This window comes from Haladaptatus sp. AB618 (assembly GCF_024136965.1).
Lineage (GTDB): Archaea > Halobacteriota > Halobacteria > Halobacteriales > Haladaptataceae > Haladaptatus.
In genome coordinates this window covers 556781-571256 of sequence record NZ_JAMYJX010000002.1, presented here as the reverse complement: position 1 = coordinate 571256, position 14476 = coordinate 556781, and the positions used below count along the sequence as shown (strand labels likewise).

Below are 14476 nucleotides of genomic sequence, written 5' to 3'. Positions count from 1 at the left end.
CACCGACGGTCACCGAAGCGTGTACGACACACGGGAGACGGAGTGAAAACATGGAACTGAGAACCGGACTCGCCCCGTGTCAACCACCCTGTTTGGGAAGGGAGGTCGAGATGAGGTCGAATTACGCCGCGTGAATCGCATCCACGAGTGCACATTTCCGACAGACGTCCCGCGTCGTGGCCGCACCACAGCGTTCACACTCGTTGAGTTCGCGCTTTCCTTCACCCGCACCGAACTCGTCCGCCGCGAGTTTGGCGAGTTCCTCGTAGCCAGCCATGATGGAATGGCGCGTCCCCGGGTGATTCTCCTCAAGTGAGAGCATCAATTTCTGAATCTCGCCGCGGTACGCCTCGCTGGAGTGGGGACATTCGGTGATGTGTGCCGGGAGGTTTTCGAGGTGTGCGTACAGGGCGACTTCCTTTTCCGGCACGTCACGCAGCGGTTTCGCTCGGGGGACGAACTCGTCCTGTTCGCTTCGCTCGTCGAACCCCGCCAGACTCGCGTCGAAATGCTTTGCGACCTGTGCGACGTCCCCTTCGAGGAAGTTCATCAGTGCGGTTTCGGCTTCGTCGTCGAGGTTGTGCCCGGTGAGGAGTTTGTCCGCACCGTACTCCTCGGCGTACTTCGAGAGCAGGTCGCGGCGGAAGACGCCACAGTACGCACAGGCGGCCATGCTTTCCGGGTCCTTTTGAACCACGTCGTCCATCCGGAGGTCGAACTCCTCCTCGTAGGAGACGACCTCGTGGCGGATGTCGAGGTCGTCGGTGAGTTCGAGACAGGCATCCAAGCTCTTGTCCCGATATCCCTCGATCCCCTCGTGAATCGTCAGCGCCAGGAGTTCGATCCGCGGGTCCTCGGCGAACGTGTCGTGGAGAATCTTCGTGAGGACGACGCTGTCCTTGCCACCCGACAATCCGATGAGCCACACTTGGGGGTCGTCCGGTGTCGCCGAAGCGGGCAAGAGGTCGTCGTCACGGATGCGTCGGCGGAGTCGTTTCTCGACCGACCGACAGAAGTGGTCGTCACAGAGGTGAAGCCCCGAATACGCGGCGTGCATCACCGCCTCTCGGTCGCACTTATCGCAGTCCATTACGTGTCGCTTTCGTCGCGGGCCGTTTCACGGTTTCGCTCCGGTATAAATCGAATACTGCGATAGTAAATCGGCTTGTTCGTCGTCGATCTACGACGAAATCGGAGAGGCGGACGCTACTCGCAGCCCAAAGGCAAGTTCCCCCAGTGATCATCCACCACGCCGTTTTCAGTGGTATCAATGCGGAATTAAGTAGTGAGGTGCCAATTTATTTCTAGCGAATAAATATAAATTTATATTCTGTATAGCTGTATCTGGGTCAAAATACCGATGACGGATACCAACCGTACTGACCGACGATCGAGTTTCAATCGACGTTCGTACCTGAAGGCGGTCGGAGCGACGGGCGCTCTGTCGTTCGGAAGTGGAGTGGCCGGCGCCATGTCGTCACCGACGGACTATGTGTACGTCCCGCACGGGAAGAGAGTGCGGACGGAGAAGGTAGTCGCGCACGAGGACACGAATCGAATGGTGTCTCCGGCCGACGTTGCAACGATGCAATCGAAGCCGGAAGTGACGTCACAGCAAAATCCCGAAGTTCCCGACGTTCACGAGTGGCTCGCGTACACGCTCGGAACGTACGACTCCAACGATGGAAACGGGTTCAAGCGATACCAGGGATACCTCGTCGTTCCCACATCGCCGCCCACCTCGGGCGACGTCGACTTCCTCTTCCCGGCGTTCGAGGACGCCGATTACACGACCATCGTGCAACCGGTCCTTCAGTGGGACTGGGGTTCCTACACCGACCAGTGGACGTACTCGGCGTGGTGGGGTCCGGACAGCAGCGGCGCGTACCACCACGGACCGGTCAAGGCGGCCGACCCCGGAGATACACTGTACGGTTACATGAACGTCGACAGTTCGAGCGGCGGTCAGTGGTACATCGAGATGCAGAACATGGACAAAGGCACCTCGTCCAGCGTTTACTCGGACTACCTCACGCTCGACTTCACGCACGCGTTCACAACACTGGAAGTCGCAGCCTACAACTGGGGGCGCTGTGACCAGCTTCCGGGATACACGACGTTCTACAACCAGGCCTTCGAGAACTTCGCGGGACAGAGCGTGGGCGTCAATTGGAGCGGGATCGTCAACTCGAACGCGCAGTGTGACGTCAATGCGACGGCGAGTTCGTCGAGCGAGACGACGATCCACACACCGAACTGATCTGCGAAGGATACAGTTCGAACTGCGAACGTATTTTTGTGGTCCAAAGACATCTGGGACAAGTATTTTTCGATACGATTCCAGCTCCATGGCAAAACAGGCAAGTAAATGCGACCAATACGCTTAGATAACGTCACAGAACCGGCACTGAGAAGGGGCTCGAATGGCACCGTTCCGGTACGTGTCACTCGATAGCCGTTTGCTGATAGTAAACCATGAAAATTGAACGCGAAACAATAATCATCCTGCTGCTAATAGCCCTGGTGCTTGCACCGGTTTGGTATTTCTCGCTCGCAGCTGGCGAGGAGAAATCCCCGGTCGTCCTTAGCAGCAACAAGGGAAGTATTGCACCAAACGAAACGTTCCTGCCGACACCAGTAGAGGTCGGCGAGTTCGCTGCCGGTGTGGTCTCTTGGGCCGCACTGTTCGTCCTCGTCGGGATGTTATATTACACGAATCAATTCATCCGAGTTATCGGTCGGTCGAGCGGTTCGATAGCGACGGATGGGGGAATAAATCTCAACCTCCCATCGTACTTGACCAGCGATGGCCGATGGATAGCGGACTTCTGGCCCGCGGAGTATAGCACTCCCGGCATCATCGGGATAGCACTCACGGCGTGGTCCACGGTCGTGTTTGCCGCTCTCTTCGGACTGGAAACGTTCGGCTATGCGCGGACACAGTTCCTCGGCATCTACGCTGGTATGATGTTTCTCTCGATCGGCGCGATGACTGCTATCTACACGACGTGGTTCATTCCGGATATGGTCGTGGTCGAGGACCGCAGTCACTGAATGGAACAAAACAGGAAATCTGAACAATGACCAACGACGATTCCAACAAACCAACGGATGGATCGAACGAAGAAAACGAGGTGCCCGACGAGCGGAAAGGAAAGCTCGTCGAGCGAGAGGAGGGCGGATACGAATACCAACCTCCGGAAATGTCCCGACGAGCCGTCGCGACGTGGCTCGCAGGTATCGGTGGTGCTGCCGCAGTCGGCAGCATCGCCGTGAGCGCCGTCGCAGCGCTGTCGGATGCCGGTGTCGGTGCTTCGCGTGAGAACGTCTACGTAAAGGGAACCCACCTCGTGGACGAAAACGGCAAACGAATCGGCATCGATACCCTCAAGGAAGGATCCGGGGACGAAAAAGTCGTACTTCCGGAAGCCGAGAAGGGTAAGCCGCTCGAAACGGGTGACGCACCGACCCTACTGGTCCGGTTCTCCGAGTCGAAGTACAAAAAACCGACCAATATCGACGGAACGGTCAAGGGATACGTCGCGTATTCCATGGTCTGTACCCACGAGGGATGTCTCGTCTCGCAACGGGAAGGGGACGGTTTCAAATGTCCGTGCCACAACAGCGTGTACGACCCGCTCAAGGGTGCGGAAGTCACTGGCGGTCCCGCACCGCGAGCGCTACCACAACTTCCGCTCGGAGTCAGTAAAGACGGAAAGCTACTCGTCGCCACCGGGCCGTTCGACGGCCCAATCGGACCACAGTAACGGAGAAAGCAATGTTAGATCCATGGAAAAAACGAGACCGGAAATCGGCTAACGATCAATACGCGGGTAGTCGCGTCTACACCTGGTTGGACGACCGACTCGACCTGCAGGACGGCATGTTGGGTAAGGCCTTCCCCGAGGACAAGTACGGGTCGTTCCTCCTCGGAGAGGTCGCGTTGTTTTCGTTCGTTCTCCTCTCGCTGACCGGGACGTTCCTCGGACTTCTGTACGCGCCCGTGGCAACTAAGGGAATGGAGTACTCGGGACAGGTACAGTCCTATACCGGAAAAACCCTCCCCGGTGCGTTCGCATCCGTCCTCCGAATCAGCTACGACATCCGTCTCGGGATGTACTTCCGGATGATGCACCACTGGGCCGCGTACCTGTTCATCGCGGCCATCGCGCTCCACATGTTCCGGGTCTTCTTCAGCGGCGTCTACCGCAACCCGCGCGAACTGAACTGGATGGTCGGTAGCGTCCTGCTCCTGTTGGCGTTGGGTGAAGGGTTCCTCGGTTACTCGCTCCCGTACGACAACTTCAGCAAGACGGCGACTTCGATCGGGTTCGAAATCACTAACACTATACCGGTCATCGGTGGACAGTTAGTGAAGTTGCTCTTCGGTGGGGGCTTCCCCAGCAACGCGGACGTCGTGTTACCGCGGATATTCTTCCTCCACGTGTTCCTGCTTCCGGCGGCCATCGCCGCGCTCATCGCGGTGCACATGGGACTGCTGATCCGCCAGAAGCACACGGAACAACGTAGCGCGAGGGACGAAGTCGACGAGATCGAGGACAAGGACGACAAGAGCATCGTCGCCGGCGTCCCGCTCGTTCCGAATCAGGCCGCGATGACGGTGATCGTCTTCTCGTTCACCACGGCGGTCATCTCGTTCATGGCGGCATTGTTCCCCATCCAGCGGATCGCCATCACCGGTCCGGCGGACCCGCTCTCCACCCCGCCCGGTGTGGTTCCGGCGTGGTTCCTGATGTGGGTGTACGGTATCCTCAAGGTCGTCCCGAGCGGCTTGGGGTCGCTCGGCCGGTTCCTCGGCGGGGTCATCATCCCGACTATCGTCATCGGCGTCCTGGTGATCTGGCCGTTCATCGACCGGAGCGATGAACCCATCACCTTCGCAGTGAACCCACTCGACCGTCCGGCACCGACAGCGGTCGGCGTCGCGGCGATCACCTTCATCAACCTGACGTCGCTGGCCGGGATGAACTCGCAGATCGCGGAGACGTTCGATACCACGATCGGCGCGCTCGGAACGCCGCTCCTCGTCCTCGTCGTCGTGGTGCCGATCCTGTACGGACTCATCGTCTACTTCATGCTCCGTCGCCGACTGGAGCGAAAGGGTAAGACGACGGCAGCACAGATACAGCCCGGAGATTAACCGATGGCAGTCGCTCTCCCACCACGGCAGTATCGCGTGGTCGATTGGGGGTCGAAACTGGTCGGTATCATCGCCCTCGCGGCGGGGTTAGAACATCTCTTCGGGTCGCTCTCGATACCGGTTGCGGTACTGGGTCTCATCATCGGCATCGCAACCGTTTTCATCGACGTCGACGGAACCGACGCGTAACTATTCAGCTGTTTTCGGAAACGGACAACACTTGTCGAATACGAACGCCCACGAGCCACAGCACACAGCAGCCGAGAATGAGGATACCGACGATTCCGGTGAGGCTCGACACGAAGAACAACTGTGCGCTGAGGATCGCTTTCCCGGTGTATTCGATAGCGACGCCCGATGCCGCGATGAGAAACGAGACTCCCCAAAGCGCGATACCGGCGATAGCTATCGCCGCGATTCGTGGATGGACGAACCGATCCAGAAACGAGTCCGGATTCGATTCCGCGGAGTCGTCATCAGCAGACATTTGCAGTCGACTACGAATGGAATCGATAACACGATTGCGGTCGTGCGATGAACGGAAACGAGTAAATGCCCCCAGTCCAAGGGTTTTACTGAGAGATGGGTCGAGAACGGACGGTCACCGTCTACACGCGCGAGGGATGTCATCTCTGCGGGGATGCCATCGAAACCGTTCGCCGCGTCTCCGACTCGGTGAACCACGACGTCAGCCTCGACATCGTTGACGTGGATACGGACCCGGAACTACAGGAGCGCTACGGCGAACGTGTTCCGTACGTTCTGGTCGACGGTCGTCCACGGTTCAAATACCGTGTCGACGAGGACGAGTTCAGAGACCACCTAACAGGAGAGTAATACAAATGGTTGAACCGATGTCGGAAAGTACAGTACCCCGGACCACAAAGACCGAACCAACTAGCTAGATTGAGGGAAATTCGATGCATAGGAGATCATTTCTGACAGGAGTAGCGGCCACCACGGTGGGTAGTACTGCTATCGTTAGCGGTCAGAAGGGCGGTGGAAAAACACACACCGTCAAGATGGCCAACAAAGCAGGAGAGTACGTTTTCGACCCAATCGGCTTGTACGTCGAGCCGGGAGATACGGTGAAATGGGTCATCGACAGTGGCAAGCACTCGACGACATCCTACAGCAAAGGGAACCCGAGCGCCAACAACACGCTCATCCCGAAAGGGGCGAAGTCGTGGGACAGCGGCACGATCGGTAGTGGTAAGTCCTTCTCGTACACGTTCGAGAAGAAGGGGACCTACGACTACTACTGTATCCCGCACAAGACGCTCGGGATGGTCGGTCGAATCGTCTGTGGAGAACCGGGCGGACCGGCGGAAAAATCGGAAATCCCCGACAAGCCGGGCAGCGGAGTGATACCGCCGTCGGACGAAATCGTGAAGGAGAAATCCCTCTCGTACCCGTACATCCCGAACACGGGTCACGGCGGGCCACCGGCCCTCTTCTGGGGTGGGTTTAGCATCTTCTCCCTGACGAGCGTGTATCTGTTTTCGGTCTACGACCGAAAAACGGGGCGGTACGACCAGGCTTCGAACGCGGAAACCATCCTCAACGACGAGCACGACCGACCAGCGAACGACTGATCCGATTCGAGGATTCCGTTCGCGGTAAATGAGCCTTATTTGATAAAACCAGTCATAGACGCCTGCAACTGTTGTTCAGAAGGCCACAGCGGTCAGTTACAGGTGATTTAATTGCTGAATAATAATCTTAGTGGTACTCCTATATTCTTTTCATGGTCGACCCCTCCGACGAGACACGACGGACTTTTCTCAAACTGACCGGTGCTGCTATCGGGACGACAGGATTTGTGGGGATTGCAGCGTCCGACACGGCAACGACCACGAATCATGCGTGGTCGTCGTTCCAAAACGATACGGGGAACACGGGGAGTAGTTCCGATGGGAATGATCCCGGTCCAGGAGCATGGGTCGATTGGAGCGAACAGGTGAGTGATCGGGGTCTCTATTCCCCGACCGTAGTTGACGGAATCGCCTACGTTTCCGATTCGTCCGGAGGAATAACGGCGTTCGACGTCGACTCGCGGAACGCGTGCTGGACGACGCATATCCGAGGACTGGACTACGCACCGACCGTCGTCGGGGATATCGTTTACGTGGCCGGAACCGACCTCGTCGCCCTCTCCGCCGAGGACGGGAGCGAACGGTGGCGGTTCGAAATCGGCATCATCGAGTCGTCCCCCGTGACCGTTGCCGATGGCATCGCCTTCTTCAAGACCAGCGACGTGAACGGGCAGGGTGCCTGCTGGGCGATCGATACCGAGACCGGAACGAAACAGTGGCAGGTCCGTCTCCCGTCCGGAAAGGACGGCGAGACACCGAGCGCCGAGAACGTGCCACCGGCAGTCGTCGACGGAACGGCGTACTTCGCCGACAAGAAAACGGTGTATGCCCTCGATGCGACCGACGGACAGCCACAGTGGCAGGCCAGCACCGACGGGATGATCGACCACGCGCCGACCGTCGCAAACGACACCGTCTACGTCTCCGGACGGAAGACGTTCGCACTCTCGACGGAGGACGGAGCGGCACGGTGGACGACGGACCTCGGCGATTCGACGCGACTCAGCCAATCACCCGCAGTCACCGACGACACGGTCGTCGTGACCGACGGCGCTCGGGCACGGATTTGGGCACTCGCTGCCGACGATGGAACCGTACGGTGGACGGTCGGAACTCTCGATGGATCGGCCGGAACCCCATCGATCGCCGACGGAACGACCTACGTCCCCATCACACGGGATAGCGGCGATGGACTCGGCGCGTTCGACCTTCGGAGCGGCGACCAGAAGTGGTGGGTTCCGGTACGTAATCTCGATACCTCGTCGTTGCCGCCCGCTATCGACGACGGGATATACATCGCTGACCGGGAGGGCTTTCTCTACTCCGTCGCGGACCCCGAATGGCTCGACTGGCGAGCGAACGGGATCGGTTCGATGGACGTTGGAGAAAACGTCTACCTTCAGAACGACGCACTGCGCGCGCTCGACACTGAAACCGGAAAGAAACGATGGCGCGAAGAAGGCGATACGCCACCGGTTTCCGCGAACGGTATGGTGTACGAGACGGATTGGTCGGCGGTCGTCGCGTACTCACCGGACGGAACCCAACAGTGGCGTTCCGAATGTGACGGCGGAGTCACGACCGTTCCGGCCGTCACCGATGACCGCGTCGTCGTTGGCGGCGACGGATGGGTGACCGCGTTCGACGCAACGACCGGCGTGCACGCATGGACGAGTACCGGCGACTGTGGCGGACTCGGGTCGGTCGATACGGTTGCTACCCACGACAAAACGGCATTTGCACTCGTGAACGGTCGGGTCGTGGCGCTCGATGCCGAGGGAGAGCGGTGGTCCGCCGGGGATGGTGTGCGAGCCGTCGCAGTCGATGATGCGGTGTACACCGGTACCGATTGTAACGAAGTCGTCGCCTACGATTTCGACGGAACCGAACTGTGGCGTGTAACCCTCGAAGACGGAGACACAGTGACGAGTCTCGTCCCGGATGACGGTCTCTACGCCGTGACGAGTGACGTGACGAGCACCGGAACCGATAGTCGCGACTGGCTGGTTTCGCTCGACGACGGGAGTGTTTCGTGGACGTTCCACCCGAAATTCCTCCCGTTCGGGTCGCTCTGTGAACCGGTCGTCGCCGACGAAACGGTGTACGTCGGCGCCAGCGACCGCCGAGTGTACGCGCTCTCGGCGAGCGACGGAGCGGAACGACGACGGTTCGAAACCGGTGGCGAAGTCGAGTCCGTCGCGGTGGACGACGAACGCACCTACGCGACGAGCGACGGTACCTACGCGTTTAGATAGCGGGCGTCTTACGGTGCGGAACAGCGGTTCGGCCCCAGTTCGAGTTCCGTCGCCTCGTCTTCGTCTTCGGGTTCGTCCTTGCCACGGTTGATGGCGATGACCGTTTCGTAGTTCGGCGGTTTTTCGGGCACGTCGTCCGAAAGACGGGAAACGAATTCGTCCTCGTCCAACTGGAGTACGTCGAGATTACGGCGGAGGTCACCGACCGTCGACCGAATCGGTTCGCCGGGATTGCCGTGAGCGAACCGTCCGTCTTCGGTGACGGTAACGTGTCCCGGCAGGACGACGACGCTGTCCGGGTCGCTCATCAACACCTTGTGAAGGGAATCGTACTGCATCTTTGCTCCCTCTGCTGCGCCTTCGTCACCGAACTCCAGTTCCGTGCGACCGATGGAGTCCACGAACAGGGTGTCCCCGGTGATGACGGCTTCGTCGTTGACGAGATAGCTGGTGATCTCGGAGGTGTGACCGGGCGTGGGAACGGCCTTGATATCGGCGTTTCCGACGCGAACTACCTCGTTTCTGTCGAGGGCATCGTACTCGTATTCGACGCCGCGTTTGCGGGCGCGTTCGCTGAGGTGGTACGGGACACCGAGTTCGTCGGCGAGCGTGCGCCCGCCGGAGATGTGGTCGGCGTGGACGTGGGTGTCGAACACGTGAGTGATTTCGTATCCACGGTCGTCGGCCGCTTCGCGGAACTCGTCGGTGTGTCGGCTCACGTCGATAGCCGCCGCCTTCCCCTCGCTTCCGACGAGGTAACCGAGACATCCCTTCGCACGTCGCTGTATTTGTACGATTTCTACATCACCGTCCATTTCGATGGGGACGTGATCGTACACCTCACTCCACTCCTCCATGCCGCCGGTGACGACTTTCACGTTTTCGAACCCGCGTGCTTCGAGTTCGTCGACGAAGTGTGCCGACGAGATTCCCTTCGCACAGATGGTGAGGATCTCGTCGTTTCCGTCGAGCATCGATTCGACTTCCGAAGCGCCGTCCTCCGACAGCGACTCGTCGGGACCGAACGGGAAGTTCCGTGCCCCAGTGATATGCCACGATTCGAAGCTTTCCTCCGGTCGTGTGTCGATGAGGGCGAAGTCCTCGTCAGCATCCTGCCTGTCCGCCAACTCCGCGGTGGATATCGATTCGACCATGTTCGACGGTTGAACCTCCTCGGGGAAATGTCGTTTGGCCTTGTGCCGACAATACAATATTAGTTCGACGGCCGATTGTATCCTATCCTATCGGCTTCATCGTTCGTTCCATCGGACTTATCCACGGCACTCCCCAACCGAACACCGATGGAGCGAAGCGCGGCGATAGAGCGCGTCGAGGAAATCGTCGAGATGGTCGAGAACGATACCATGCCCGTTCCCGTGCGGGAGATTTGGGTCTACGGGGATATCGCCCTCGGTCTCGACCCCATCGACCGACTGGACGTGTACGTAACGAAGGACATTCTGCTACGAGGCGACGATGCCGACCGGGAGGATGAGTTCGTCGAATCACACGGCGTGAAGGGTGTCGGGAAGACGGTCCGTGCGTCGTGGGCAGACGAGCATCCCGATCTGATTCGGGCGAGCGAGAACGGCTACACCGCGCCCGAGAAGTGTCTCGCGGCCCATCTGCTTCCCGAGAACGATCCCGTCCACCTCGAAGTCTGCAATTCGGGATTCGAGGACAACGTCACCCAACGCTTACGTGGGGCGATGGCACGGGACGCCTACGAGCAAATCCTCGATCCACGCGGGGTCTGTCTCTGGGTCGATGGGCAACGAAGCGAAGAAGCGTTCCGGAAGTTGCGAGCGGGGGAGTTCGCGTTCCCGACGCTCCCGGCCGCGTTGGAGATGCTCGGCATGGATGAAGAGGAGACGAAGAAAGCCGCACAAGCCGTCGAATCCTATCGCCGTCGGCAGGACGGAACGACGGTTCGCGGCGATGTCGTCTAATACAGGTACGAACAGGCGGCACGCAGGTTCTCACGCGAGGGAGCGCCACACACCCGCCTCGACCACTCGCGCGATACGGATTTCAGGTCACGCCGGTCTTGGTCCCGGCATCGTATATGAACCCTCGCAGCATTATCCCTCGAACCCGTCCTCGAATCGGAAGACGCCGTTTCGCTGAACGACTTCGCCATCCACTTCGATGTACGAGTCTTCGCTCATATCGACGATCATGTCGAAGTGCGTTGCGCTCTCGTTGAGCGGTTGTCCCTCGGGAACCGTCTCGCCGATGGCTTGCCCGATGGCGAGGTGAATCGTGTCGCCCATCTTCTCGTCGAAGAGCATGTTGTAGGTGAACTGGTCGATATCGCGGTTCATCCCGATACCGAGTTCGCCGAGTCGGCGCGCGCCCTCGTCGGTGTCGAGGGTCCCTTCGAGGACCTCTTCGTTCTTGTCGGCGCTGAAATCGACGACTTCGCCGTTTTCGAAGCGGAGCCACGCACCTTCGATTTCCCGTCCCTGTCGGACGAGGGGTTTGTCGAACAGTACTTCGCCCTCGACCGAGTCGGGAATCGGCGCGGTGAACACCTCGCCGCCGGGGAGGTTCTTCTCGGCGAAGTCGTTGATGGTTTTCATACCCTTCACCGACATCGTGAGGTCGGTCGTCTCGCCGGAGACGATGCGTACTTCGTCGGCAGGGTCGATGATTTCGACCATCTGCTCCTGGAACTCGCGCTGTTCGTCCCAATCCTTGTTTATCGCGTTGTACACGAACGCCTCGTAGGCTTCCGTACTCATCTCGGCCAACTGGGCTTCCCCAGGCGCGGGGAACTGCGTGCCGACCCAGCGTTTGCCCATTCGTTCCTGTTGGATGGGCGCGTTGGCGCGGGCCTTGGCGGCGGATTTCTCCGCCGGGACGTCGCTGGTCTCCGCCGTGTTCTCCGCTCCTTTGATGATGATGACGGCGTCCGTCTCCTCTATCGCCGCCAACGTGTGGTCGAGTAGACCGAAATCGTCCACGTCGCAGGAACGGAGGAACGCCCGGTCCGCCCGTTTGCTTCGCATCGATAGCGACGGTTTCGCGCCACGCTCCCCGAGTTTTTCGTACAGCGCGACGACGAGGTCCTCGGCGACCGTCGGTGCCATTACCTCGACGGTGTCACCTTCCTCGATACTCACGGAATGATCGACGATGACTTCCGCATGCTCCCGAATTCGTGGGTCCATACGATGGGATGAACCGTCAACCAGAAAACTGTTTCAATGTAAACAGGCGGTTCAGACACGGGCGGTCGTCACGTAGAAAGGAACGACTTCCGCACGCCGGTATTCCTCCGCTCCCATCTGTCTGATGGTCTCTCTCCCCATCTCCCGCCAGTCGGCGCGCAGGTCGTCGTACTCGTCGGTCGAAAGCGGCCCGACCAGCGTGTCCCGTCGGTCCGTCAGCGCGCTTGCGGTCGCCTTCCGCTTTGCCGCTTCGATGTCGCGTTCCGAGTACGGCGGTTCGACCGTCTTCGCGTGGTGATACGGGTGGGTCGAAGGGTCGTGGAGACCGGCCGTTCGGAACAGTTCGCGTGTCCCCTCCCCGCCGAGGGTGATGTCGGTGGCCGTTCCCGCGACGTACGCCTCGCGAGCAGTTCGGGACAGGGAACGCTCCTCCGGAACCGTCGATTCGACGGAAACGGCGGCGTTGTCGGGTTCTATCGCCGCCACGAGGTCCGAGGAGACGCGGGCGAATTCGCGGACCGCACGAACCGGTTCGGGGAGGTTGATGAGCAACGCCTGGCAGACCACGAGGTCGAAGCTGTCGTCGGGAAACGGCAACCGGTAGGCGTCGCCCGCGACGCAGGGAACGAACTCCCGTGCGACCGAGAGGAGGCGCGGGTCGGCGTCCGTCCCGAAGACGTCGCCAGGTGTCTCGTCCGCGAGGACGCGGGCCAGTTCGCCGGTCCCACAGCCGACGTCCAGCACCCGTTCCCGGGAGTCGAGTTCGAGACCGGCGAGCGCGTCGCGGGACTCCCACATCCCTTCCCGTGTTCGACGGAGATAGTCGGCGGAGAACTCGCGCATGTGTTGTGGTGGATTTTCGTGGGCGGCGTCAAAAACGGGATGGTTCGTTGGCGGGTTGCCGAACGGCAGTGGGAACGAATCACACAAGAGATTCACCGCGATACCAACGTTGATACCACCCCCATCACCTACGAGTAACCAGTGTCAACCCGTGATGATTTTCTCTCCGGTGTTCGCGTTTCCTTACCGATCATGCTCGGGATCATCCCGTTCGGGATGGTCACGGGTGTCGCAGCGGTCGGTGTCGGTATTCCGGCGATTCACGCGATCGCGATGTCGGTCATCATCTTCGCCGGGGCGTCACAACTCGCGGCGACGGAACTCATCGGTCGGGACGCACCCATCGCTGTCATCGTCCTGACCGTCCTCGTCGTCAACCTGCGGATGATGATGTATAGCGCCTCGATCGCGCCGTACTTCGAGCGCGAATCGGCGCGCTGGAAGGCGGCGCTCGCCTATCCACTGACCGACCAGGCCTACGCCGTCTCCCTGCTGAAGTTCCGGAACGACGAGCACACCAGCAGACGATGGTACTACCTCGGCGTCGCGCTGTCGCTGTGGACCGTGTGGCAGATTTCGACGGTCGCCGGTATCCTGCTCGGCGCGAGCATTCCCGAGGGATGGCATCTGGAGTTCGCCGTCCCGCTGGTGTTTCTCGCAGTGTTGGTTCCGGCCGTCACCGACCGGCCGACGCTGGTGGCCGCCATCGTCGGCGGCATCGCCGCAATCGCGGCCAACGGCCTCCCGTTCGATCTCGGACTCGTCGTCGGCGCGCTCGTCGGTATCGGTGCCGGACTGCTGACCGAGGAGGTGGCCTGAATGGCGACGACGGGGTTGGGTGATGCGAGCCTCTGGCTCATCATCCTCGTCGGCGGTCTCGGAACGTACCTGATCCGCGTGTCGTTCATCGCGCTGTTCGGCCGACTGGACGACGTGCCCGACGGCGTCGAGCGCGCGCTCCGCTTGGTCCCCGCCGCCGTCCTCTCGGCGCTCGTCCTGCCCAAGTTCGTCTACATGGACGGATCGCTCGCGCTCTCGCCGGACAACCTGCGCCTGTTCGCGGGTGCACTGGCCGTCGCCGTCGCGTGGTACACCGAAGACATCCTCGCCACCATCGTCGCCGGGATGGGCGCGCTGTGGCTCCTGAGCTACGTATTTGGGTGAATGGAAAACGTGAGTAACCCCTCATCCCGACCGCGAAAAATCTAGAGAATTTATCGGCAAGATACTATCGTTGACTGAAAAACACTGAATAGTACTGGTAGCGGGCAGTCATCCGAAGCAATAATTTTGGTCATTTTACGGTTACAGTTGCCGAGAAGACGACCTCGAAAGCCCCCGCCTGCTCGCGGTCGCTCGCCGACATCTTTCCTTCACTCGCTACGCTCGTTTCGTCAAGAGTGGTCGGCGAGACGACCACGCAAGCGCGAGCGGGCGACCCCTTTCAGT

16 protein-coding genes are annotated in these 14476 nt (G+C 60.0%); 11 read left to right on the top strand and 5 right to left on the bottom strand.

Annotated features, from left to right (window positions below; all coding sequences use genetic code 11):
* Positions 1–121 precede the first annotated feature (121 nt).
* Complete coding sequence (locus tag NKF26_RS09760; protein ID WP_253234240.1) at positions 122–1090, bottom strand: TIGR00269 family protein; 969 nt, start codon at positions 1088–1090, stop codon at positions 122–124.
* A gap of 381 nt (positions 1091–1471) precedes the next feature.
* Between NKF26_RS09760 and NKF26_RS09755 the strand changes: the two genes are divergently transcribed.
* From NKF26_RS09755 to NKF26_RS09735, 5 genes are all read left to right on the top strand, one after another.
* On the top strand, positions 1472–2260 hold the full coding sequence (locus NKF26_RS09755) for a hypothetical protein (RefSeq protein ID WP_253226443.1): 789 nt from the start codon (positions 1472–1474) through the stop codon (positions 2258–2260).
* Positions 2261–2523: 263 nt separating this feature from the next.
* Positions 2524–3054, top strand: a complete 531-nt coding sequence (locus NKF26_RS09750) for a hypothetical protein (RefSeq protein WP_253234239.1) — start codon at positions 2524–2526, stop codon at positions 3052–3054.
* A 26-nt stretch (positions 3055–3080) separates the two neighbouring features.
* Positions 3081–3767, top strand: a complete 687-nt coding sequence (locus NKF26_RS09745) for a ubiquinol-cytochrome c reductase iron-sulfur subunit (protein ID WP_253226445.1) — start codon at positions 3081–3083, stop codon at positions 3765–3767.
* A gap of 86 nt (positions 3768–3853) precedes the next feature.
* A complete protein-coding gene (locus NKF26_RS09740; protein ID WP_253226446.1) occupies positions 3854–5161 on the top strand; it encodes a cytochrome bc complex cytochrome b subunit in 1308 nt (435 codons plus the stop codon).
* Positions 5162–5164: 3 nt separating this feature from the next.
* Positions 5165–5350, top strand: a complete 186-nt coding sequence (locus tag NKF26_RS09735; RefSeq protein WP_253226447.1) for a hypothetical protein — start codon at positions 5165–5167, stop codon at positions 5348–5350.
* Between the two features lie 4 nt (positions 5351–5354).
* Here the strand turns inward: NKF26_RS09735 and NKF26_RS09730 are convergent, their stop codons facing one another.
* A complete protein-coding gene (locus NKF26_RS09730) occupies positions 5355–5648 on the bottom strand; it encodes a hypothetical protein (protein WP_253226448.1) in 294 nt (97 codons plus the stop codon).
* Positions 5649–5743: 95 nt separating this feature from the next.
* Here NKF26_RS09730 and NKF26_RS09725 point away from each other — a divergent pair, with 95 nt between their 5' ends.
* From NKF26_RS09725 to NKF26_RS09715, 3 genes are all read left to right on the top strand, one after another.
* The gene (locus NKF26_RS09725; protein ID WP_253226449.1) at positions 5744–5998 is read left to right on the top strand and encodes a glutaredoxin family protein; all 255 of its coding nucleotides are present in this window, start codon (positions 5744–5746) and stop codon (positions 5996–5998) included.
* A gap of 125 nt (positions 5999–6123) precedes the next feature.
* Positions 6124–6756 carry a plastocyanin/azurin family copper-binding protein gene (locus NKF26_RS09720; protein ID WP_253226450.1) on the top strand — a complete coding sequence of 211 codons (633 nt, stop codon included), beginning with the start codon at positions 6124–6126 and terminating at the stop codon, positions 6754–6756.
* A 152-nt stretch (positions 6757–6908) separates the two neighbouring features.
* Positions 6909–9011 (top strand): PQQ-binding-like beta-propeller repeat protein, encoded by a 2103-nt coding sequence (locus NKF26_RS09715; protein ID WP_253234238.1) that lies wholly within the window; start codon positions 6909–6911, stop codon positions 9009–9011.
* An 8-nt stretch (positions 9012–9019) separates the two neighbouring features.
* Here NKF26_RS09715 and NKF26_RS09710 read toward each other — a convergent pair whose 3' ends face one another.
* A complete protein-coding gene (locus tag NKF26_RS09710) occupies positions 9020–10165 on the bottom strand; it encodes a rhodanese-like domain-containing protein (RefSeq protein ID WP_253226452.1) in 1146 nt (381 codons plus the stop codon).
* Between the two features lie 147 nt (positions 10166–10312).
* On the opposite strand from NKF26_RS09710, the gene NKF26_RS09705 reads away from it, so the two are divergent.
* Complete coding sequence (locus NKF26_RS09705; protein ID WP_253226453.1) at positions 10313–10960, top strand: hypothetical protein; 648 nt, start codon at positions 10313–10315, stop codon at positions 10958–10960.
* A 132-nt stretch (positions 10961–11092) separates the two neighbouring features.
* Here the strand turns inward: NKF26_RS09705 and NKF26_RS09700 are convergent, their stop codons facing one another.
* Together NKF26_RS09700 and NKF26_RS09695 are read right to left on the bottom strand one after the other, a co-directional pair.
* Positions 11093–12184, bottom strand: coding sequence for an aminopeptidase (locus NKF26_RS09700; protein ID WP_253226454.1), 1092 nt, complete (start codon positions 12182–12184; stop codon positions 11093–11095).
* A 51-nt stretch (positions 12185–12235) separates the two neighbouring features.
* Positions 12236–13027: a class I SAM-dependent methyltransferase gene (locus NKF26_RS09695; protein WP_253226455.1), complete on the bottom strand. Its 792-nt coding sequence runs from the start codon at positions 13025–13027 to the stop codon at positions 12236–12238.
* A gap of 192 nt (positions 13028–13219) precedes the next feature.
* On the opposite strand from NKF26_RS09695, the gene NKF26_RS09690 reads away from it, so the two are divergent.
* Both NKF26_RS09690 and NKF26_RS09685 read left to right on the top strand, forming a co-directional pair.
* On the top strand, positions 13220–13846 hold the full coding sequence (locus NKF26_RS09690; protein ID WP_253226456.1) for an AzlC family ABC transporter permease: 627 nt from the start codon (positions 13220–13222) through the stop codon (positions 13844–13846).
* A complete protein-coding gene (locus NKF26_RS09685; RefSeq protein ID WP_253226457.1) occupies positions 13847–14191 on the top strand; it encodes an AzlD domain-containing protein in 345 nt (114 codons plus the stop codon).
* The last annotated feature ends 285 nt before the right edge of the window (positions 14192–14476 follow it).

Coding starts and splice junctions, on each gene's coding strand:
- NKF26_RS09760 (WP_253234240.1), bottom strand. CDS start 1,090: ATGGACTGCGATAAGTGCGACCGAGAGGCGGTGATGCACGCCGCGTAT.
- NKF26_RS09755 (WP_253226443.1), top strand. CDS start 1,472: ATGTCGTCACCGACGGACTATGTGTACGTCCCGCACGGGAAGAGAGTG.
- NKF26_RS09745 (WP_253226445.1), top strand. CDS start 3,081: ATGACCAACGACGATTCCAACAAACCAACGGATGGATCGAACGAAGAA.
- NKF26_RS09735 (WP_253226447.1), top strand. CDS start 5,165: ATGGCAGTCGCTCTCCCACCACGGCAGTATCGCGTGGTCGATTGGGGG.
- NKF26_RS09730 (WP_253226448.1), bottom strand. CDS start 5,648: ATGTCTGCTGATGACGACTCCGCGGAATCGAATCCGGACTCGTTTCTG.
- NKF26_RS09725 (WP_253226449.1), top strand. CDS start 5,744: ATGGGTCGAGAACGGACGGTCACCGTCTACACGCGCGAGGGATGTCAT.
- NKF26_RS09715 (WP_253234238.1), top strand. CDS start 6,909: ATGGTCGACCCCTCCGACGAGACACGACGGACTTTTCTCAAACTGACC.
- NKF26_RS09710 (WP_253226452.1), bottom strand. CDS start 10,165: ATGGTCGAATCGATATCCACCGCGGAGTTGGCGGACAGGCAGGATGCT.
- NKF26_RS09705 (WP_253226453.1), top strand. CDS start 10,313: ATGGAGCGAAGCGCGGCGATAGAGCGCGTCGAGGAAATCGTCGAGATG.
- NKF26_RS09700 (WP_253226454.1), bottom strand. CDS start 12,184: ATGGACCCACGAATTCGGGAGCATGCGGAAGTCATCGTCGATCATTCC.
- NKF26_RS09695 (WP_253226455.1), bottom strand. CDS start 13,027: ATGCGCGAGTTCTCCGCCGACTATCTCCGTCGAACACGGGAAGGGATG.
- NKF26_RS09690 (WP_253226456.1), top strand. CDS start 13,220: ATGCTCGGGATCATCCCGTTCGGGATGGTCACGGGTGTCGCAGCGGTC.
- NKF26_RS09685 (WP_253226457.1), top strand. CDS start 13,847: ATGGCGACGACGGGGTTGGGTGATGCGAGCCTCTGGCTCATCATCCTC.